Raw genomic sequence first — 19,167 nt, 5'->3', positions numbered from 1 at the left:
TGGAGCCGGCACCGCAGCGATGGCCGCCGGGGCCGATTCCGCTGCGGGTTGCTCGGCAGTCACTGGCGCTTCAGGCACAGCCTGGCCTTCGGCGACAGCCTGGTCTTCCGGCTCGTCCAATGGGTGAATCTGCGTGGTGCCGTCGGCGCTTTCGACTTCGACGTGCTCCAGGGCGTTGCTGGTCAGGTCCTTGGTGCGCTGGGAGGCTTGGTCCTGCCACCAGACGAAGCCGCCACCAATCACGGCGATCAGCAACAACAGGCTGACGATGCGCAGTATCGTATGGGATACCCGCACCGGCTCTTCGATGCGCCCCAGGCCATGGACGTTACTGCCCTGGGAGTCGGTGCCGGTGAACTGGTCGAATTGCTGGACCAATATGGTCTGGTCGATATCCAGTAATTTGGCGTAGGCGCGGATATAGCCGCGGGCGAAGGTATGCCCAGGCAGCTTGTCGAACGCGCCGGCTTCCAGGTTGCCCAGGGACGTGGTGGTCAAATTAAGCTTGAGGGCCACTTCCGCCAGAGACCAACCATTGCTTTCGCGGGCCTGACGCAAGGTGTCGCCTGGGTTTACGCGATTAGCTGCTACAACTTCCGGGTGCGCGGCTTTCATCATTGCTCCGACAGGTATTGCTGATATTCCGGCGTACCGGGATAGAGTCGTTCGAGTTGCTGGCCATAACGTGCGGCCGTGTCGCGTTCTTCATGAACCGTCGCCAGGCGCACTCCGAGCAATAGACTACGTGCATTTTGCCCGCTGAGCAGGCTAAAACGCTCGTAATAGTCACGTGCCGGCACATAATGCCTGTCTTCGTAAGACAACTCAGCCATTTCGAGCAAGGCGCGAGGCTGGCGACTGTTCAGGTGCAGGGCTTTTTCGAGGTGCTGGCGCGCGATATCACGCTGACCGAGACGCTTGGAGGCTACCCCAAGGTTCTCGAACACCCGCGACCGCTCTGGGTAGAGGGTATCGGCGCAGGCTTGCTGGAAATAACGGGAAGCCTGGTCATAGCGTTTCTGCTCGAACAGGAAGCTGCCGTAGTTATTCAGCAGCCGAGGATCGGCAGGACGCGAAGCCAGGGCCTTGTTGAAATACTGATCGGCCAGCTCAGGCTCGGCCTGGGCCTGGAACACCAGGGCCAGTGCGCCATTGGCATCGGCATCGTCGCTATCCAGTTCAAGAGCCTTCTTCAACGGCAACTTGGCCCGCTCGCTCATGCCTTGGCGCAGATAACCCAAGCCCAGCTGCACATAAGCCACTCGCGCCTCTTCACGGCCCTTGCCGGTTTGCAAAGGGCTGTCATGGCCCGAAGAAACACAACCGGCCGCGAGACCGGTAACAAGCAACAGCAGCGCAAGGCGCAAGGGCATAGAGATCCTCTCTCAGGTTCGAGTCGCAGTGCTTTGCGGCATATCGTCGGCGGCGCTCAGTTCGCGCACCGCGATATAACGCTCGCTGCGACGGGTGCGATCCAGCACCTGTCCTACCAATTGGCCACAAGCGGCGTCGATGTCTTCACCACGGGTGGTGCGCACGGTGACGTTGTAGCCGGCCTGGTGCAGTTGATCCTGGAAACGGCGGATGGCGTTGTTGCTCGGCCGCTCGTAGCCAGAATGTGGAAACGGGTTGAAAGGAATCAGGTTGATCTTGCACGGGGTATTCTTGAGCAGTTCGATCATCTCGACCGCGTGTTCGACCTTGTCGTTGATGTCCTTGAGCATGGTGTACTCAATGGTCAACACGCGCTTCTCGCCCAAGGTCGCCATGTAACGCTGGCAAGACTCGAGCAGCATCTTAAGCGGATACTTCTTGTTGATCGGCACCAATTGGTTACGCAATGCGTCATTGGGTGCGTGCAGCGACAACGCCAGGGAGACGTCGATGTGCTTGGCCAGCTCATCGATCATCGGTACCACGCCGGAAGTCGACAGGGTCACACGGCGCTTGGAGATGCCGTAGCCCAGGTCGTCCATCATCAGGTGCATGGCGGCGATGACGTTATCGAAGTTCAGCAGCGGCTCACCCATGCCCATCATCACCACGTTGGTGATGGCACGGTCGACGGTTGCCGGGACGCTGCCAAAGGATTTGTTGGCAATCCACACCTGGCCGATGACTTCGGCGGCGGTGAGGTTGCTATTGAAGCCTTGCTTGCCGGTGGAGCAGAAACTGCAGTCCAGGGCACAGCCTGCCTGGGACGAAACGCACAAAGTGCCACGTTTGCCCTGGGGAATGTAGACGGTCTCGACGCAACTGCCGGACGCCACGCGCACCACCCACTTACGGGTGCCGTCGCTGGAGATGTCCTCGCTGACAACCTCGGGACCACGGACCTCGGCAATAACCTTGAGCTTGTCGCGCAAGGCCTTGCTGACGTTCGTCATGGCGTCGAAATCGTCGACACCAAAGTGGTGAATCCACTTCATTACCTGACCGGCACGGAAACGCTTCTCCCCGATTGAGTCGAAGAATTTTTCCATTTCCTGCTGAGTCAGACCCAGCAGGTTGGTTTTTACAGTCGATGTAGTCATGGATTCACCTTCACTCTTAAGCCAATGCTTAGCGAGTGGTTACTTCAGTAGCTGCGAAGAAGTACGAGATTTCGCGAGCAGCAGCGGCTTCGGAGTCCGAACCGTGTACAGCGTTGGCGTCGATGGAATCAGCGAAATCAGCACGGATGGTGCCGGCAGCGGCTTCTTTAGGGTTGGTAGCGCCCATCAGCTCACGGTTCAGAGCGATAGCGTTTTCGCCTTCCAGAACCTGAACAACAACAGGGCCGGAGATCATGAAGGCAACCAGGTCGCCGAAGAAGCCACGAGCGCTGTGCTCAGCGTAGAAGCCTTCAGCTTCAGCCTTGGACAGTTGCTTGAGTTTCGAAGCTACAACCTTCAGGCCGGCTTTTTCGAAACGAGTGGTGATCTCGCCGATGACGTTTTTTGCAACAGCGTCAGGCTTGATGATGGAGAAAGTACGTTGAACAGCCATGGTGTAACTCCAGAAACGGTAATTTACGAAAAATTAAACCCGCGAATTATACGCGGGTTCTTGGGTATTGCCTAACTGCGTAAGGGAGGCGTCAGTCCTGTTCTTCTTTCCAGGCAGTCTGGATCGCTTCCAGGACCTTTTCGCCGCCGCGGTCGCGCTCATCGTCAAACCCTGGCAAAGCCATGACCATGTCACGCAAAGCTACAAAGTTCAGCGAGTAGGGATCCATATCCGGATTGCCATCGGCCAACAGGATAGCGATCTCTTGCACATCAACCCATTTAAGACTCATGACACTTCCTTGAATCAATGCGCCGCTTCGGCCGCATGGTTGAGCGAATATTTCGGAATTTCGACGGTGATGTCTTCAGTCCCGACCTTGGCCTGACAGCTTAGGCGAGAAGTCGGCTCCAGGCCCCAGGCACGGTCAAGAAAGTCTTCTTCCAACTCGTCTGCCTCTTCCAGAGAGTCGAAACCCTCGCGAATAATGCAGTGGCAAGTGGTGCAAGCGCAGACACCGCCGCAGGCACTTTCGATCTCGATGTGGTGCTCGTGGGCAACTTCGAGGATGGACTTGCCGGTCTCAGCCTCCACAACCATACCGTCCGGGCAATGCTCGGCGTGTGGCAGAAAAATGACCTGCGGCATCAATTATTCCTCAATTTCATTCAGGTTGCGGCCCGCCAGGGCGGCTTTTACCGTCTGGTTCATGCGGCGGGCGGCGAAGGCATCGGTCACTTGCGATAGGCGCTTGGTCTGCTGCTCGATGGCATAGCCATCGGAGCCTTTCATCAATTCGGCCAGTTCCTGCATCTGCAGGTCGATGACCATGCGCTCTTCAGCATCCAGCAGGCGTTCGCCGTCGACCTCCAGTGCGCCCTGCACCGCTTCGAGCAGGCGCCGGGCATCGACTTGCTGCTCACGCAATACGCGGGCGACCTTGTCGTCACCGGCATACTGGAACGAATCCTTGAGCATCTTGGCGATTTCGCCATCGGTCAGACCGTAAGACGGCTTGACCTGGATGCTGGCTTCAACGCCCGAGCCCAATTCACGCGCGGCCACGCTGAGCAGGCCATCGGCGTCGACCTGGAAGGTCACGCGAATTTTCGCCGCACCCGCGACCATCGCCGGGATACCGCGCAATTCAAAGCGTGCCAGGGAGCGGCAGTCGCTGATCAGCTCACGCTCGCCTTGCAGCACATGAATCATCATGGCCGTCTGGCCATCTTTGTAAGTGGTGAAGTCCTGGGCGCGGGCGACGGGGATGGTGGTGTTGCGTGGAATCACCTTCTCCATCAGGCCACCCATGGTTTCCAGTCCCAGGGACAACGGAATTACGTCGAGCAGCAGCAGTTCGCCGCCATCGCGCTTGTTGCCAGCCAGGGTATCGGCCTGGATCGCGGCACCAATGGCCACCACTTGATCCGGATCGATTTCAGTCAGCGGCTGACGGCCAAACGCTTCGGCAACAGCTTCGCGGACGCGCGGCACACGGGTCGAACCACCGACCATCACCACGGCAGCGACATCTTCCAACTCAACACCGGAATCACGCACGGCGCGGCGGCAAGCCTTGAGGCTGCGGGCGACCATCGGTTCGATCAACGAATCGAAGGCTTCACGGGTCAGCTGGGCCGACCAATTGCCGTAGGAAACATCAACAGAGGCCGCATCAGTCAGGGCTTCTTTGGCGGCACAGGCAGTTTGCAGCAGATGGCGCTGCTCGCCCGGGTCCAGGTCAGCGGACAAACCGGCACTGCTGATGATCCAACCGGCGATCGCGTGGTCGAAGTCATCGCCGCCCAGGGCCGTATCACCACCGGTGGCCAACACCTCAAAGACACCGCCAGTCAGGCGCAGGATTGAAATATCAAAGGTGCCGCCGCCCAGGTCGTAAATTGCGACCAAGCCTTCGGCATGCTGGTCCAGGCCATAAGCCACGGCAGCAGCGGTCGGCTCATTGAGCAGACGCAGCACGTTCAGGCCGGCGAGCTTCGCCGCATCCTTGGTGGCTTGGCGCTGAGCGTCATCAAAGTAGGCTGGAACCGTGATTACCGCGCCAACCAGTTCGCCACCCAAGGTGGTTTCCGCGCGCTGGCGCAGCACCTTGAGGATATCGGCCGACACTTCCACCGGACTTTTCGGGCCCTGGACGGTGTCGATGAACGGCATGTGCGACTCACCGCCAACAAAGCGGTACGGTAGCTGGTCGCCCAATTGCTTGACGTCGGACAACCCACGACCCATCAAGCGCTTGACCGACAGCACGGTGTTCAATGGATCGGTAGACGCTGCCAGCTTGGCCGACTCACCGACTTCGGTGTGATCAGCGTGATAGCGCACCGCCGACGGCAGGATCACCTGGCCATCAGCATCGGGCAGCGGCTCGGACAGGCCGCTGCGCAAGGCGGCGACCAGGGAATTGGTTGTGCCCAAGTCTATCCCGACCGCCAGGCGACGCTGGTGCGGTTGAGGACTTTGGCCGGGTTCGGCGATCTGCAGTAGGGCCATGGTAATCAGGTCTTATCTGTCTTTCAGGCGTGCAACATGGGCAGCGCTGGGTTAATCGTCGAGGCGCTCTTCTAACTGGCGCACTTCGTAGGTGAGCTTGTCGAGGAACTGCATGCGCCGCATCAGGCGTTCTGCCTGCTCACGTTGCGCTGCATCATCCCAACAGGCTGCGAAGCTTTCGTAGAGCGCATCCTGAGCCACTTTCAGACGCCGCTTGAAGGCCGCGACACCCGCCAGATCGGCTTCGTCCTGCAAGTCTTCGAGCTCTTCGCGCAACTGCATCTGCTGCATCAGAAAGTCCGGATCATGCACCGTGACTTCCAGCGGCAACTCACCACCATTCATCGCGAGCAGGTAACGCGCGCGCTTGGGGGGGCTTTTGAGCGTCTGATAGGCTTCGTTGAGGCTGGCCGATTGCTCCAGCGCCAGGCGTTGCTCACGCTCGGAAGCGTCAGCGAAGCGGTCCGGATGCACGCCACGCGCCAATTCACGGTAGCGCGTGGCAAGCTGCTCGAGGTCCAGCCGAAAGCTCGGCTGCAGCTCGAATAAAGCGAAATGACAAGGATTGCCCACAAGTAGCCTCAGATGTTGAAGCTTTCGCCGCAGCCACATTCACCGCGCACGTTGGGGTTGTTGAACTTGAAGCCTTCGTTCAACCCTTCCTTGACGAAATCGAGTTCGGTGCCGTCCAGGTAGGTCAGGCTTTTCGGGTCGATGATCACTTTCTCGCCGTGACTCTCGAACACCTGATCTTCCGCCACCACCTCATCGACAAACTCCAGCACATAGGCAAGGCCGGAACAGCCCGTGGTGCGAACACCCAGACGAATCCCCTCACCTTTACCGCGCCCATCCAGGGAGCGTCGCACGTGCCGCGCAGCCGCTTCTGTCATGCTGATAGCCATCGTTGACTCCTTACTCGTCGCCAAATGCTTAGATCAAGCCTTTCTTCTGCTTGTAGTCGCGAACGGCAGCCTTGATGGCGTCTTCTGCGAGCACGGAGCAGTGGATTTTCACTGGCGGCAGAGCCAGTTCTTCGGCCAGTTGGGTGTTGCTGATAGTCACAGCCTCATCCAGGGTCTTGCCTTTCATCCATTCGGTCGCCAGGGAGCTGGAGGCGATAGCCGAACCGCAGCCGTAAGTCTTGAACTTGGCGTCTTCGATAACGCCCGCCTCATTGACTTTGATCTGCAGGCGCATCACATCGCCGCACGCCGGAGCGCCGACCATGCCGGTGCCGACATCAGGGTCTTCCGCGTCCATCTTGCCGACGTTGCGCGGGTTTTCGTAGTGGTCTATGACCTTTTCGCTGTAAGCCATGGTACTGAATCCTCACTCATCAGGGCCGCTCTGGAGCCCTGTAAAAACGCCTGCGTTTTCCGCCACGTTCCTACAGAGCCGGGGTGGCGGCTTCTATAGTTAGTGTGCCGCCCACTCGATCTTGGAAATATCGATGCCGTCTTTGTACATATCCCAGAGCGGCGACAAGGTGCGCAGCTTGGTGACGGCCTCGCAGACTTTCTGCGCGGCGTAGTCGACTTCTTCTTCGGTGGTGAAACGGCCAAACGTAAAGCGGATCGAGCTGTGCGCCAGTTCGTCGTTGCGGCCAAGGGCGCGCAGCACGTAGGACGGCTCAAGGGAGGCCGAGGTGCAGGCCGAACCGGACGAAACCGCCAGGTCCTTGAGCGCCATGATCAGCGACTCGCCTTCGACGTAGTTGAAGCTCAAATTCAGGTTGTGCGGTACACGGGCAGTCATGCTGCCATTGATGTACAGCTCTTCAAGGTTTTCGACCTGCTTGTAGAAGCGATCGCTCAGAGCCTTGATGCGCACGTTTTCGGCAGCCATGTCTTCCTTGGCTACGCGGAATGCTTCGCCCATACCAACGATCTGGTGGGTCGCCAGGGTGCCCGAACGCATGCCGCGCTCGTGACCGCCACCGTGCATGGTGGCTTCGATGCGCACGCGAGGTTTGCGGCTCACGTACAGGGCACCGATGCCTTTAGGACCGTAGGTTTTGTGCGCCGAGAACGACATCAGGTCGACTTTCAGCTTCGACAGGTCAATGTCGACCTTGCCGGTGGACTGAGCAGCGTCGACGTGCAGCAACACACCTTTGGAGCGGGTCAGCTCGCCGATGGCCGCGATGTCGTTGATGGTGCCGATTTCGTTGTTCACGTGGATCACGGAAACGAGGATGGTGTCTTCACGCATCGCCGCTTCGATCATCGCCGGCGTCACGATACCGTCGGTGGTCGGCTCGAGGTAGGTGACTTCGAACCCTTCACGCTCCAATTGGCGCATGGTGTCGAGGACCGCCTTGTGCTCGATCTTGGTGGTGATCAGGTGCTTGCCTTTGGTCGCGTAGAAATGCGCGGCGCCCTTGATTGCCAGGTTGTCGGATTCGGTAGCTCCGGAGGTCCAGACGATTTCGCGTGGGTCGGCACCCACCAGGTCAGCGACTTGACGACGAGCGTTTTCAACCGCTTCTTCGGCTTTCCAGCCAAATACGTGGGAACGGGACGCCGGGTTGCCGAAGTTTCCGTCAACCAGCAGGCATTCGCTCATCTTTTGCGCGACACGTGGATCAACTGGGGTGGTCGCTGAGTAATCAAGGTAAATCGGCAATTTCATGGACTTTCTCCTAAATCAGGCTGGCTGGCGTGCCGTTAGCTCTTCGGCTGTCACTCGACGGCGGACGCTTCAATCTTGTCCAGACGCGGCGCCTTGGTGTTGCAACGGCGCTGGTCCTGACGCTGGGCTACTTCTTGCACCTCACGGCGAGTCACAAGATCAGCCAAGCTGATACCACTCAAAAACTCATGGATCTGCAGGCTCAAGTCACACCACAAGTGGTGGGTCAGGCAGGTGTCGCCGGCGTGGCAATCACCCAAACCCTGGCATTTGGTGGCATCGACGGATTCGTTGACCGCGTCGATCACCTGGGCCACCTGGATACCCTGCATATCGCGGGACAGTTGATAGCCGCCACCCGGCCCACGCACGCTGGAGACCAGATTGCTGCGGCGCAATTTGGCGAACAGCTGTTCGAGGTAGGACAGGGAAATGCCTTGGCGCTCGGAGATATCGGCCAGGGACACCGGCCCAGTTTGCGCGTGCAAAGCCAAATCAAGCATGGCGGTCACCGCGTATCGGCCTTTTGTAGTCAGTCTCATGGACAAGTACCAAGGTGTTTCAGAATGGGAGCAAGTATGCGATTCCCGAGTATTTAAGTCAACTATAAGACCTAGTACTTTAGTCAGGATTAGCCGTAAAAAGGGCGCGCAAATAATATCAGGATGGGGTGGGGACGAACAGCAGGAACAGGGCCGAGCAGGAATTCAGAGACCAATGGAGATCAACATGCGGAAGGGGGCTTGCTCCCGATGGCGACGGATCAGTCAATGTATTGGCTGACTGACCCACCGCTCTCGGGAGCAAGCCCCCCTCCCACAGGGTATTTCGGCTGATCGTGGGACTTCAGCCAGCCTTGGTGGCGGCTTCGTCTTTGATCTCGGCGAAATCCTCTTCGCGCAGCTCAGGCAGGTCTTTCGCACAATAGCTGCTGCCCAATTCCTTCAGCGCGCCGCACATGCCGTCCAGCTTGCCGTCTACCGCTTGCAGGTGGTCAAGCAACTGGCCGATGGCACGGGCCACCGGGTCGGGCATGTCTTCGCTGACGCCGTAGGCATCGAAGCCAATCTTCTCGGCCATGGCTTTACGCTTGGCTTCCTGCTCATCACCGACCTCAGGCTTGACGATGATCCGCCCTGGAATACCAACCACGGTTGCCCCCGGCGGCACGGCTTTGGTCACCACTGCATTGGAGCCGACCTTGGCCCCAGCCCCCACAGTGAACGGACCAAGCACCTTGGCGCCCGCCCCTACCACCACGCCGTTTTCCAGGGTCGGGTGGCGCTTACCTTTATTCCAACTGGTGCCGCCCAGGGTCACGCCCTGGTACAGGGTCACGTCATCACCAATTTCGGCGGTCTCGCCAATGACGATGCCCATGCCGTGGTCGATGAAGAAGCGGCGGCCGACCTTGGCGCCCGGGTGAATCTCGATGCCGGTCAACCAACGCCCAAAGTTGGACACCACCCGCGCCAGCCATTTCCAACCCATGCCCCACAAGGCACCGGACAGCCGATGAATCCAGATCGCATGCATGCCCGGGTAGCAAGTCAGCACTTCAAAGGCATTGCGCGCCGCCGGGTCCCGGTGGAAAACACTCTGGATATCTTCTCGCAAACGCTCGAACATTTTTAATCCTTCCGCTTAAGAAGCTCGCCACGGGCCGCTTTCTGGGTTTCCGTGAGGATGCCACGCAATATATTCATTTCCGCTCGGCTGACCGAGCTGCGTCCGTACAGGCGACGCAGGCGCGCCATCAAGTGCCGGGGTTTTTCCGGATCGAGAAATTCGATGGCCACCAGGGTTTGCTCCAGGTGCTCATAGAACCGCTCCAGCTCGTCCATGGTGGCCAATTCGCCACTTTTGGTCGATGCCACCTCATCCTTCTCGACCTTGCTCGGCTGCCCTTCAGCGGCCAGCCAGGCCATGCGCACTTCGTAACTCAACACCTGCACCGCCGCCCCGAGGTTCAGCGAGCTGAACTCGGGGTCTGATGGAATATGCACGTGATAATGACATCGCTGCAGCTCTTCATTGGTCAGGCCGGAGTCTTCACGACCGAACACGAGGGCGATTTCAGCGCCGCCGGCGGCTTCCTCCACCACTTTGGTCCCGCATTCACGCGGATCGAGCAATGGCCAAGGGATTCGACGGTCGCGGGCGCTAGTGCCGAGCACCAGGTTGCAGCCAACCAATGCATCTTCCAAGGTGGCGACGACCTGGGCTTTTTCAAGGATGTCATTGGCGCCGGAGGCACGGGCATCGGCCTCGTGGTGCGGGAACACGCGCGGCTCGACCAGCACCAGGCGCGTCAGCCCCATGTTTTTCATGGCTCGCGCCACCCCGCCGATATTGCCGGGATGACTGGTATTGACCAAGACGACACGAATGTTTTGCAGCAAGGGAGGCGCTCTCGGACACGGGAAAGGGGAGCAAATCTTACAGAACAGCCTAAGGTTATGCCATGAAAGCTCACGTCGTCCTTCACCTGAAGAAAGTTTCTGCTAGAATGCTCGGCTTTCTTTAACAACCTTAGGTGACACATCCATGCAGCCCATGCTGAATATCGCGCTGCGCGCCGCCCGCAGCGCCAGTGAATTGATCTTCCGCTCCATCGAGCGCCTGGATACCATCAAGGTCGACGAAAAAGACGCCAAGGATTATGTATCCGAGGTGGATCGCGCCGCCGAACAGAAAATCATTGACGCCCTGCGCAAGGCCTACCCTACCCACAGCATTCTCGGCGAAGAAACCGGCATGCATAAAGGCAGCGGCGAAGGCGAAGACTATCTGTGGATCATCGACCCACTGGATGGCACCACCAACTTCCTACGCGGCATCCCGCACTTTGCCGTGAGCATCGCGTGCAAATACCGTGGCCGCCTGGAACACGCCGACCAACCCCGGATCCGCCAGCGGGTTGCGAAACAACCCCTGCATCGCCACGCCCGACAATGCCAATACGCCGCCCACCGCCAGCCCCAGCAAAGTCCGCGGCAAACGGATTTGCCCGAGAATCAGCTCCGCCTGTTCCAAGCCGCTGGCCTCGATCGGCACGCCCATCAAGCGCAAGGCCGCCCTGAGCGTATCCAGCAACGGCAGGCTGACCGGCCCCAGCGCCAATGAAAGCCAGATCGCCAGGACGCACAACAGCGTCAGGCCGATAAACAGCGTTCGGGGCTTCACCAGCGTACTCATGGGGCCGGTATGACCTGGGACGGATCGACGCCGGCCGACAACTGCCGCAGATAGCCGATGCTCGATAACGCCCCACCGGCACTCACCCAGCGCTGCGGCAGCTGCGAGGCGTGCGCCGCGTGGTTGAGCATCAGTCCGACAACAAGCGCAATAGCGCTGGCACTCAGGCGCATAACAGGGTTTCCTTCCAAGGACGGGGCCGCTGAAACACTCATGGATGTGACAGATGCCCCTTGCCGGGCATCGTACTGAGCGCCCAGTCAGCTAACGGGCGAAGCCTGCATTTGATAATTGTTTGCATTTGAACGTCAAGGCACTTAAGGATTGCAATGAAGTTTCTCTGCCCCTCTGACACTCTCGCCCCTGACAGCAGCCGCGGTTTTGATATCGACGGGCGCAAACTGTTGGCTGTCCGCCGCGACGGCATTGCCTACTTCTATCTCAATCGCTGCCCCCATCGCGGCGTCCCGCTGGAATGGCAGCCCGATCAGTTCCTCGACGCCAGCGCCAGCCTGATCCAATGCGCCACCCACGGCGCACTGTTCCTGATCGAGAGCGGCGAGTGCATCGCCGGCCCCTGTGCGGGTCAAAGCCTCACCGCCCTGCCCGGCCGTGAAGACGAACAGGGCCTGTGGGTGGAACTCTAGTCGCCGAGCAGCACGTCCAAGCGACGCTCGACGTAAATTTCCTCGGCCGTGACGCGCACGCCATACGCCAACACCTCCACGCCCGCAGCCTTGGCCTCGCGCAGAGCAGCGGCGTAGGCCGCGTCGATTTCCACCGCGGGGCGCACCGCGTCAATCCCCGAGAGGTTGACGCAATACAACTGCACCGCCCGCACGCCCTCACGGGCCAGATGTACCAGCTCGCGCAGATGCTTGGCACCGCGCAGGGTCACGGCGTCCGGGAACGCCGCAATCGAGGTGCCATCAAACCCCAGGGTCACGCTTTTGACTTCGACATACGCCGCCCCCTCGGGGTAATCCAGGCGAAAATCAATGCGGCTTTTCTCTTGGCCGTAAGGCACTTCACGCTTCAATGCGATAAAGCCGTTGAGCTCGGTGATGACCCCGGCATGCAACGCCTCCTCAACCAGTTGGTTGGCACGCGCCGTATTGACGCACGCGAGGCGGCCTTGAGGCGTCTCGGCAATTTCCCAGGTGCCGGGCAACTTGCGCTTGGGGTCAGCGGAGCGACTGAACCAGACCTGCCCGCCCTCGACCATGCAATTGAGCATCGAACCGGTATTGGGGCAGTGAATGGTCAACAACTCGCCGGTAACGGTTTCGATATCGGTGAGAAAACGCTTGTAGCGGCGAATCAGCCGCGCCTCTTCGAGGGGAGGATGAAAGCGCATCAGCCCTGCCAGCTCCGCAGACCGCGGGCGATACGCTCCACCGCCTCTTGTAGCCGATCAAGGTTTTGCGTGTAGGCAAAGCGCACATGGTGACCGGCTTGATAGCGACCGAAATCCAGCCCGGGGGTGAACGCCACATGCTCGGTCTCAAGAAAATGACGGCAGAACGCGAAGGCATCACCGCCGAACGCGCTGATATCGGCGTACAAATAGAACGCGCCTTCCGGTTCGACGGCAATACCGAAGCCCAACTCGCGCAGGGCCGGCAGCAGGAAATCGCGACGGCGACCGAACTCGGCGCGACGCTCTTCCAGAATGCTCAGGGTTTGTGGGGTAAAACAGGCCAGCGCTGCGTACTGCGCCATGCTGGGAGCGCTGATGTAGAGGTTTTGCGCCAGCTTCTCCAGCTCACCGACCGCATCGGGCGGCGCCACCAGCCAACCCAGGCGCCAGCCGGTCATGCCGAAATACTTCGAAAAACTATTTAAGACGAACGCGTCGTCGTCGACTTCCAGCACGCTGGCGGCGTCGGTGCCGTAAGTCAGGCCGTGATAGATCTCGTCCACCACCAAGTGACCGTTACGCGCCTTGATTGCGCTCGACAACCCCGCCAATTCGTCCCGCGTAAGGATGGTGCCGGTCGGGTTGGCTGGCGACGCGACCAGCGCGCCGACGCTGTCCTGGTTCCAGTGCTTGGCCACCAGGTCGGCGGTCAATTGATAACGCACGTCCGGGCCGACGGGCACCAACTGCGCCGCGCCTTCCACCAGGCGCAGGAAGTGCCGGTTACACGGGTAACCCGGGTCGGCCAACAGCCAATGTTTACCGGGGTCCACCAGCAGGCTGCTGGCCAACAGCAACGCGCCGGAGCCGCCCGGGGTGATCAGGATGCGCTCGGGGTCCACGCTCAGGCCGTAGCGTTGCTGGTAGAAACCGCTGATGGCATGGCGCAGTTCCGGCAAGCCGCGAGCTGCGGTGTAGCGGGTCTTGCCATTGGCCAGCGCGGCCTGGCCGGCCTGGATGATCGGTTCGGCGGTGGTGAAATCCGGTTCGCCGATTTCCAGATGGATCACATCATGGCCTGCCGCTTGCAGCTCATTGGCTCGCGCCAGCAACGCCATGACATGAAAAGGTTCGATGGCGCGACTGCGCGCACTGTAGGGCTGAGCCATTAGCCTTCCTTAACGGTGAGGACAAAAATAGCGATTCTACCGAACCCTCGCGGTAAAACATGCTCTATTGCCTGCTCAGCCATCCAAGATGAGCCCGGCAAGCGCTTGCAAAACGACTAAAATTAACCTTCGAGGCGATTCATACCCAGCCACAGCGGGCTGCGACTGTTTGCAACCCCTGCGTGATGGGCCTCGACAACCGGGAGTGGCGCGCCCTGAATCTATCTGGTAAGTTCGCCCGCTTGCAGCCGCAGGGCCGGCAGGTGTCGGTGACGTTGCAATCCTGCGCAATGGATTAGAAGAGTGAGAGGCGGTCTATTCATGTCCACCCAAGCAAAGCAACAGCAATCCCCAGGCCTCAGCGGCTTCGAACCTTACGTCGAGAAGAAAGGTGAGGAGTACATGGGCGAGCCCATGCGCGAGCACTTCACCAAGATCCTTAACAAGTGGAAACAGGACTTGATGCAGGAGGTCGACCGCACCGTTGACCATATGAAGGACGAAGCTGCCAACTTTCCTGATCCGGCCGACCGTGCGAGCCAGGAAGAAGAGTTCGCCCTTGAACTGCGCGCCCGTGATCGCGAGCGCAAGCTGATCAAGAAGATCGACAAGACGCTGCAGTTGATCAAAGACGAAGAATACGGCTGGTGCGAATCCTGCGGCATTGAAATCGGTATTCGCCGCCTGGAAGCACGTCCGACCGCCGATATGTGCGTGGACTGCAAGAATCTGGCAGAAATCAAGGAAAAACAGGTCGGCAAGTAATCCCTGCCGAACTGAACGAATGGGGCGTACAAACGCCCCATTTTTGTTTCTGGCGTTCAGCGATTTTCCAGTAGTATCCGGCACATGACAGCCTCTCCCTATATCGGGCGTTTCGCCCCCACGCCCAGCGGCCACCTGCACTTCGGCTCGCTGGTCGCCGCCCTCGCCTCCTACCTCGACGCCCGCGCCAACCACGGCCGCTGGCTGATGCGTATGGAAGACCTCGACCCTCCCCGCGAAGAACCCGGCGCCCAGGCGGCAATCCTGCACGCCCTGGAAAGCTACGGTTTTGAGTGGGACGGTGAACTGGTCCGACAAAGCGATCGGCACGACGCCTACGCCAAGGTGCTGAACGACCTGTTCAACCACGGCTTGGCCTATGCCTGCACCTGCTCGCGCAAACAATTGGAGCTCTACCACGGAATTTACCCAGGCTTGTGCCGCAATGCCGGTCACGACCAGCACGATGCCGCTATCCGCCTGCGCGTTCCGGAGCTGGAGTACCACTTTACCGACCGCGTACAGGGCGAATTCCGACAACACCTGGGCCGAGATGTGGGCGATTTCGTCATCCGCCGCCGCGACGGCCTCTACGCCTACCAACTGGCCGTGGTGCTGGATGACGCATGGCAAGGTGTTACCGACATCGTGCGCGGCGCCGACCTGCTCGACTCCACGCCACGCCAGTTCTACCTGCAAGAATTATTGGGGCTGCGCCAACCGCGCTACCTGCACGTGCCGCTGATCATCCAGCCGGACGGTAACAAGTTGGGCAAATCCTATCGTTCCCCGCCCTTGACCACGGACCAGGCCACGCCTTTGCTGTTGAGAGCCTTGCGCGCCCTCGGCCAGCAACCCGGCGACGAGCTGCTTCACGCCAGCCCACGGGAACTGCTGGATTGGGGCATTGCCCACTGGGATGCGCGGCTGATCCCGCGCACACTCACGCTGGCCGAAGCGCAGTTGCACTGAAGGCGCTTGCAGCCGGCCAGGCATCCGTTACCATCGCCGCAATTATTCAATCAGAGGCCAACATGTACATCTATCGCTTGGTCCTGCTGCTGGTCGTCGGGATCTACCTGTTTTCCCCCGCCATCATGGATTGGTGGATCGACGCCACAGGCGCCTGGTATCGCCCCTATCTGCTGTGGCTGATCCTGATCGTCGTGACTTTCATCCTGCAGAGCCAAAAAGATGCCGATGAGCTTTAGCCTCACCCAGATGCTGCTGATCAGCGCCGCCTACCTGGCCACGTTGTTCGGTGTCGCCTGGATCAGTGAGCGCGGAATGATTCCGCGGGCGATCATTCGCCATCCGTTGACCTACACCTTGTCCTTGGGCGTGTACGCCAGCGCCTGGGCGTTCTATGGCACGGTGGGCCTGGCCTATCAGTACGGGTATGGTTTTCTGTCCAGTTACCTCGGGGTGTCCGGGGCCTTCTTGCTGGCACCGGTGTTGCTGTACCCGATCCTGAAGATCACGCGGACCTATCAGCTATCGTCCCTGGCTGACCTGTTCGCGTTTCGCTTTCGCAGCACCTGGGCCGGTGCGCTGACCACGATTTTCATGCTGATCGGTGTGCTGCCCTTGCTGGCCCTGCAGATCCAGGCGGTCGCCGACTCCATCAGCATCCTGACCCGTGAGCCGGTGCAATATCGCGTCGCCCTGGCCTTCTGCGCGCTGATCAGCCTGTTCACGATATTCTTCGGTTCGCGCCACATCGCCACCCGCGAAAAACACGAAGGCCTGGTCTTTGCGATTGCTTTCGAGTCGGTGATCAAGCTGATCGCCATCGGTGGCGTCGGCCTCTATGCGCTCTACGGCGTGTTCGACGGCCCGCAACAGCTGGAGTTGTGGCTGCTGCAAAACCAGACCGCCCTCGCCGCGCTGCACACCCCGCTGCAGGAAGGCCCGTGGCGCACGCTGCTGCTGGTGTTCTTCGCCTCGGCCATCGTGATGCCGCACATGTACCACATGACGTTCACCGAGAACCTCAACCCGCGCTCGCTGGTCAGCGCCAGTTGGGGCTTGCCGCTGTTCCTGCTGTTGATGAGCCTGGCGGTGCCGCTGATCCTGTGGGCCGGCCTCAAGTTGGGCGCCACCACCAACCCCGAATACTTCACCCTCGGCGTCGGCATTGCCGCCAACAGCAAGGCACTGGCGCTGCTGGCCTATGTCGGCGGTTTGTCAGCGGCCAGCGGTTTGATCATCGTCACCACGCTGGCCCTCTCGGGCATGGCGCTCAATCACCTGGTGCTGCCGCTGTACCAGCCGCCAGCCGAAGGAAATATCTACCGTTGGCTGAAATGGACCCGCCGCGCGCTGATCGTCGCGATCATCATGGCCGGCTACGGTTTCTACCTGCTGCTGGGCGCCGGGCAAGACCTGGCCAACCTGGGGATCGTCGCGTTTGTCGCCACCTTGCAGTTCCTGCCGGGGGTGTTGTCGGTACTGTACTGGCCGACGGCCAATCGGCGTGGTTTTATCGCCGGGCTGCTCGCGGGGATTCTGGTGTGGCTGATCACCATGCTGCTGCCGCTGGTCGGCAATCTGCAGGGTTTCTACATCCCGCTGCTGAACATGATCTACGTGCTCGACGACACCAGTTGGCACATGGCGGCGATTGCCTCGCTGGCCGCCAACGTGCTGATGTTCACCCTGATCTCGCTGTTCACCAACGCCAGCCCGGAAGAAACCAGCGCCGCCGAAGCCTGCGCGGTGGACAACGTGCGCCGTCCGCAACGCCGCGAGCTGCATGCCGCCTCGCCGCAGGAATTCGCCACGCAACTGGCCAAGCCCCTGGGCGCCAAGGCCGCGCAAAAGGAAGTCGAACAGGCGTTGCGCGATCTCTATCTACCGTTCGACGAGCGCAGGCCCTACGCGCTGCGCCGCCTGCGCGACCGAATCGAAGCCAACCTGTCCGGACTGATGGGTCCCAGCGTGTCACAGGACATGGTGGAAACGTTCCTGCCTTACAAAGCGAGCGGTGAAAACTACGTCACTGAAGACATCCATTTCATCGAAAGCCGGCTGGAGGATTACCACTCACGCCTCACCGGCCTCGCCGCCGAACTCGATGCCTTGCGCCGTTACCACCGCCAGACCCTGCAGGAACTGCCGATGGGGGTCTGTTCCCTGGCCAAGGACCAGGAGATTCTGATGTGGAACAAGGCCATGGAAGAACTCACCGGGATCGCCGCGCAACGGGTCGTGGGCTCACGCCTCAATACCCTTGGCGACCCGTGGAAGGAACTGCTGCAAGGCTTTATCAACCTGCCCGACGAACACTTGCACAAGCAGCATTTGGCCCTCGATGGCCAGACCCGCTGGCTCAACCTGCACAAGGCGGCGATCGACGAGCCCCTGGCCCCCGGTAACAGCGGCCTGGTGTTGCTGGTGGAAGACCTGACCGAAACCCAGATGCTCGAAGACAAGCTGGTGCATTCCGAGCGCCTGGCGAGTATCGGTCGCCTGGCGGCCGGCGTGGCCCATGAAATCGGCAACCCGATCACCGGCATCGCCTGCCTCGCGCAGAACCTGCGCGAAGAGCGCGAGGAAGACGGCGAAATCACCGAGATCAGCGGGCAGATCCTCGAACAGACCAAGCGCGTGTCGCGCATCGTGCAGTCGCTGATGAGCTTCGCTCACGCCGGCGCGCATCAGAACCACGACGAAGCGGTGTGCCTGGCCGAAGTGGCACAGGATGCCATTGGGCTGCTGGCCTTGAATCGGCGCAATTTCGAAGTACAGTTCTTCAACCTGTGCGATCCGGACCACTGGGTCGACGGTGACTCCCAGCGCTTGGCGCAGGTGCTGATCAACCTATTGTCGAACGCCCGTGACGCCTCCCCGGCCGGCAGTGCGGTACGCGTCAAGAGCGAGGCTTTCGAGCACACGGTCGACCTGATCGTGGAGGACGAAGGCAGCGGCATTCCACAGAACATCAAGGACCGCTTGTTCGAACCCTTCTTCACCACCAAGGACCCCGGTGAAGGCACCGGTCTGGGCCTTGCACTGGTCTATTCCATCGTTGAAGAGCATTATGGACAAATCACCATCGACAGCCCGGCTGACACAGAAAGCCAACGCGGCACCCGTATTCGGGTGACCTTGCCGCGTCATGTCGAAGCGACGTCCGCTGTGAACTGAGACCGTCGAGAGAATTGAATCAATGCCGCACATTTTGATCGTCGAAGACGAAACCATTATCCGCTCTGCCTTGCGTCGCCTGCTTGAACGTAATCAGTACCAGGTCAGCGAAGCCGGCTCGGTGCAGGAAGCCCAAGAGCGATTCAGCATTCCCACGTTCGACCTGATTGTCAGCGACCTGCGCCTGCCGGGCGCGCCGGGCACCGAGTTGATCAAGCTCGGCCAGGGCACCCCGGTGCTGATCATGACCAGCTACGCCAGCCTGCGCTCGGCAGTGGACTCGATGAAGATGGGCGCGGTGGACTACATCGCCAAGCCGTTCGACCACGATGAGATGCTCCAGGCCGTGGCTCGCATCCTGCGCGACCGCCAGTCGGCCAGCAGCGGACG

22 protein-coding genes and 3 pseudogenes are annotated in these 19,167 nt (G+C 60.2%); 7 read left to right on the top strand and 18 right to left on the bottom strand.

What is annotated here, in order from left to right:
- From L9Z73_RS10635 to trmJ, 14 genes are all read right to left on the bottom strand, one after another.
- A partial coding sequence (locus L9Z73_RS10635) for a helix-turn-helix domain-containing protein (protein ID WP_247399847.1) occupies positions 1-615 on the bottom strand: 615 nt, incomplete at its 3' end.
- Positions 615-1,373 carry a type IV pilus biogenesis/stability protein PilW gene (gene pilW / locus L9Z73_RS10630; RefSeq protein ID WP_247399845.1) on the bottom strand — a complete coding sequence of 253 codons (759 nt, stop codon included), beginning with the start codon at positions 1,371-1,373 and terminating at the stop codon, positions 615-617. The genes L9Z73_RS10635 and pilW, both read right to left, overlap by 1 nt.
- Before the next feature lie 12 nt (positions 1,374-1,385).
- On the bottom strand, positions 1,386-2,534 hold the full coding sequence (gene rlmN / locus L9Z73_RS10625; RefSeq protein ID WP_247399843.1) for a 23S rRNA (adenine(2503)-C(2))-methyltransferase RlmN: 1,149 nt from the start codon (positions 2,532-2,534) through the stop codon (positions 1,386-1,388).
- 28 nt (positions 2,535-2,562) lie between these two features.
- On the bottom strand, positions 2,563-2,988 hold the full coding sequence (gene ndk / locus L9Z73_RS10620; RefSeq protein WP_017846179.1) for a nucleoside-diphosphate kinase: 426 nt from the start codon (positions 2,986-2,988) through the stop codon (positions 2,563-2,565).
- A 91-nt stretch (positions 2,989-3,079) separates the two neighbouring features.
- On the bottom strand, positions 3,080-3,280 hold the full coding sequence (iscX, locus tag L9Z73_RS10615) for a Fe-S cluster assembly protein IscX (protein WP_017846180.1): 201 nt from the start codon (positions 3,278-3,280) through the stop codon (positions 3,080-3,082).
- A 14-nt stretch (positions 3,281-3,294) separates the two neighbouring features.
- The gene (gene fdx, locus L9Z73_RS10610) at positions 3,295-3,636 is read right to left on the bottom strand and encodes an ISC system 2Fe-2S type ferredoxin (RefSeq protein WP_247399833.1); all 342 of its coding nucleotides are present in this window, start codon (positions 3,634-3,636) and stop codon (positions 3,295-3,297) included.
- Positions 3,637-3,639: 3 nt separating this feature from the next.
- Entirely contained in the window at positions 3,640-5,502 is a 1,863-nt protein-coding gene (gene hscA / locus L9Z73_RS10605; protein ID WP_247399832.1) for a Fe-S protein assembly chaperone HscA, read from the bottom strand.
- Between the two features lie 51 nt (positions 5,503-5,553).
- On the bottom strand, positions 5,554-6,075 hold the full coding sequence (gene hscB, locus L9Z73_RS10600; RefSeq protein WP_247399830.1) for a co-chaperone HscB: 522 nt from the start codon (positions 6,073-6,075) through the stop codon (positions 5,554-5,556).
- 8 nt (positions 6,076-6,083) lie between these two features.
- Positions 6,084-6,407, bottom strand: coding sequence for an iron-sulfur cluster assembly protein IscA (iscA, locus tag L9Z73_RS10595; RefSeq protein WP_010565230.1), 324 nt, complete (start codon positions 6,405-6,407; stop codon positions 6,084-6,086).
- Positions 6,408-6,435: 28 nt separating this feature from the next.
- Positions 6,436-6,822 carry a Fe-S cluster assembly scaffold IscU gene (gene iscU / locus L9Z73_RS10590; protein WP_010565229.1) on the bottom strand — a complete coding sequence of 129 codons (387 nt, stop codon included), beginning with the start codon at positions 6,820-6,822 and terminating at the stop codon, positions 6,436-6,438.
- Between the two features lie 99 nt (positions 6,823-6,921).
- The gene (locus L9Z73_RS10585) at positions 6,922-8,136 is read right to left on the bottom strand and encodes an IscS subfamily cysteine desulfurase (RefSeq protein ID WP_247399828.1); all 1,215 of its coding nucleotides are present in this window, start codon (positions 8,134-8,136) and stop codon (positions 6,922-6,924) included.
- A gap of 50 nt (positions 8,137-8,186) precedes the next feature.
- A complete protein-coding gene (gene iscR, locus L9Z73_RS10580; protein ID WP_003194020.1) occupies positions 8,187-8,678 on the bottom strand; it encodes a Fe-S cluster assembly transcriptional regulator IscR in 492 nt (163 codons plus the stop codon).
- A gap of 304 nt (positions 8,679-8,982) precedes the next feature.
- A complete protein-coding gene (gene cysE, locus L9Z73_RS10575) occupies positions 8,983-9,765 on the bottom strand; it encodes a serine O-acetyltransferase (RefSeq protein ID WP_247399826.1) in 783 nt (260 codons plus the stop codon).
- A gap of 2 nt (positions 9,766-9,767) precedes the next feature.
- A complete protein-coding gene (gene trmJ / locus L9Z73_RS10570; protein WP_003210307.1) occupies positions 9,768-10,538 on the bottom strand; it encodes a tRNA (cytosine(32)/uridine(32)-2'-O)-methyltransferase TrmJ in 771 nt (256 codons plus the stop codon).
- 145 nt (positions 10,539-10,683) lie between these two features.
- Between trmJ and L9Z73_RS10565 the strand changes: the two are divergent.
- A pseudogene (locus L9Z73_RS10565) lies at positions 10,684-11,031 on the top strand (inositol monophosphatase family protein); the annotation flags it as partial.
- On the opposite strand, the pseudogene L9Z73_RS10560 reads toward L9Z73_RS10565, so the two are convergent.
- Together L9Z73_RS10560 and L9Z73_RS10555 are read right to left on the bottom strand one after the other, a co-directional pair.
- A pseudogene (locus L9Z73_RS10560) lies at positions 11,002-11,334 on the bottom strand (iron chelate uptake ABC transporter family permease subunit); the annotation flags it as partial. The pseudogenes L9Z73_RS10565 and L9Z73_RS10560 sit on opposite strands and share 30 nt — an antisense overlap.
- Before the next feature lie 32 nt (positions 11,335-11,366).
- A pseudogene (locus tag L9Z73_RS10555) lies at positions 11,367-11,507 on the bottom strand (hemin ABC transporter substrate-binding protein); the annotation flags it as partial.
- Between the two features lie 156 nt (positions 11,508-11,663).
- On the opposite strand from L9Z73_RS10555, the gene L9Z73_RS10550 reads away from it, so the two are divergent.
- Positions 11,664-11,981 (top strand): Rieske (2Fe-2S) protein, encoded by a 318-nt coding sequence (locus L9Z73_RS10550; protein ID WP_247399824.1) that lies wholly within the window; start codon positions 11,664-11,666, stop codon positions 11,979-11,981.
- Here the strand turns inward: L9Z73_RS10550 and sfsA are convergent.
- Positions 11,978-12,691, bottom strand: coding sequence for a DNA/RNA nuclease SfsA (sfsA, locus tag L9Z73_RS10545; RefSeq protein ID WP_247399822.1), 714 nt, complete (start codon positions 12,689-12,691; stop codon positions 11,978-11,980). The genes L9Z73_RS10550 and sfsA overlap by 4 nt on opposite strands.
- Positions 12,691-13,863 carry a pyridoxal phosphate-dependent aminotransferase gene (locus L9Z73_RS10540; RefSeq protein WP_247399811.1) on the bottom strand — a complete coding sequence of 391 codons (1,173 nt, stop codon included), beginning with the start codon at positions 13,861-13,863 and terminating at the stop codon, positions 12,691-12,693. The genes sfsA and L9Z73_RS10540 overlap by 1 nt, the downstream gene beginning before the upstream one ends.
- Before the next feature lie 321 nt (positions 13,864-14,184).
- On the opposite strand from L9Z73_RS10540, the gene dksA reads away from it, so the two are divergent.
- The 5 genes from dksA to L9Z73_RS10515 all read left to right on the top strand — a co-directional run.
- The gene (gene dksA / locus L9Z73_RS10535; RefSeq protein ID WP_247399809.1) at positions 14,185-14,628 is read left to right on the top strand and encodes an RNA polymerase-binding protein DksA; all 444 of its coding nucleotides are present in this window, start codon (positions 14,185-14,187) and stop codon (positions 14,626-14,628) included.
- Positions 14,629-14,712: 84 nt separating this feature from the next.
- On the top strand, positions 14,713-15,600 hold the full coding sequence (gluQRS, locus tag L9Z73_RS10530; protein ID WP_247399807.1) for a tRNA glutamyl-Q(34) synthetase GluQRS: 888 nt from the start codon (positions 14,713-14,715) through the stop codon (positions 15,598-15,600).
- Between the two features lie 62 nt (positions 15,601-15,662).
- Positions 15,663-15,839, top strand: a complete 177-nt coding sequence (locus L9Z73_RS10525) for a hypothetical protein (protein ID WP_003176118.1) — start codon at positions 15,663-15,665, stop codon at positions 15,837-15,839.
- Entirely contained in the window at positions 15,823-18,777 is a 2,955-nt protein-coding gene (locus L9Z73_RS10520) for a sensor histidine kinase (protein ID WP_247399806.1), read from the top strand. The genes L9Z73_RS10525 and L9Z73_RS10520 overlap by 17 nt, the downstream gene beginning before the upstream one ends.
- A 22-nt stretch (positions 18,778-18,799) precedes the next feature.
- A partial coding sequence (locus L9Z73_RS10515) for a response regulator (RefSeq protein ID WP_247399804.1) occupies positions 18,800-19,167 on the top strand: 368 nt, incomplete at its 3' end.

The organism is Pseudomonas emilianonis (assembly GCF_023072625.1).
GTDB lineage: Bacteria > Pseudomonadota > Gammaproteobacteria > Pseudomonadales > Pseudomonadaceae > Aquipseudomonas > Aquipseudomonas paraveronii.
The sequence above is the reverse complement of the archived record's forward strand: the minus strand, read 5'-3'. Positions and strand labels throughout refer to the sequence as shown.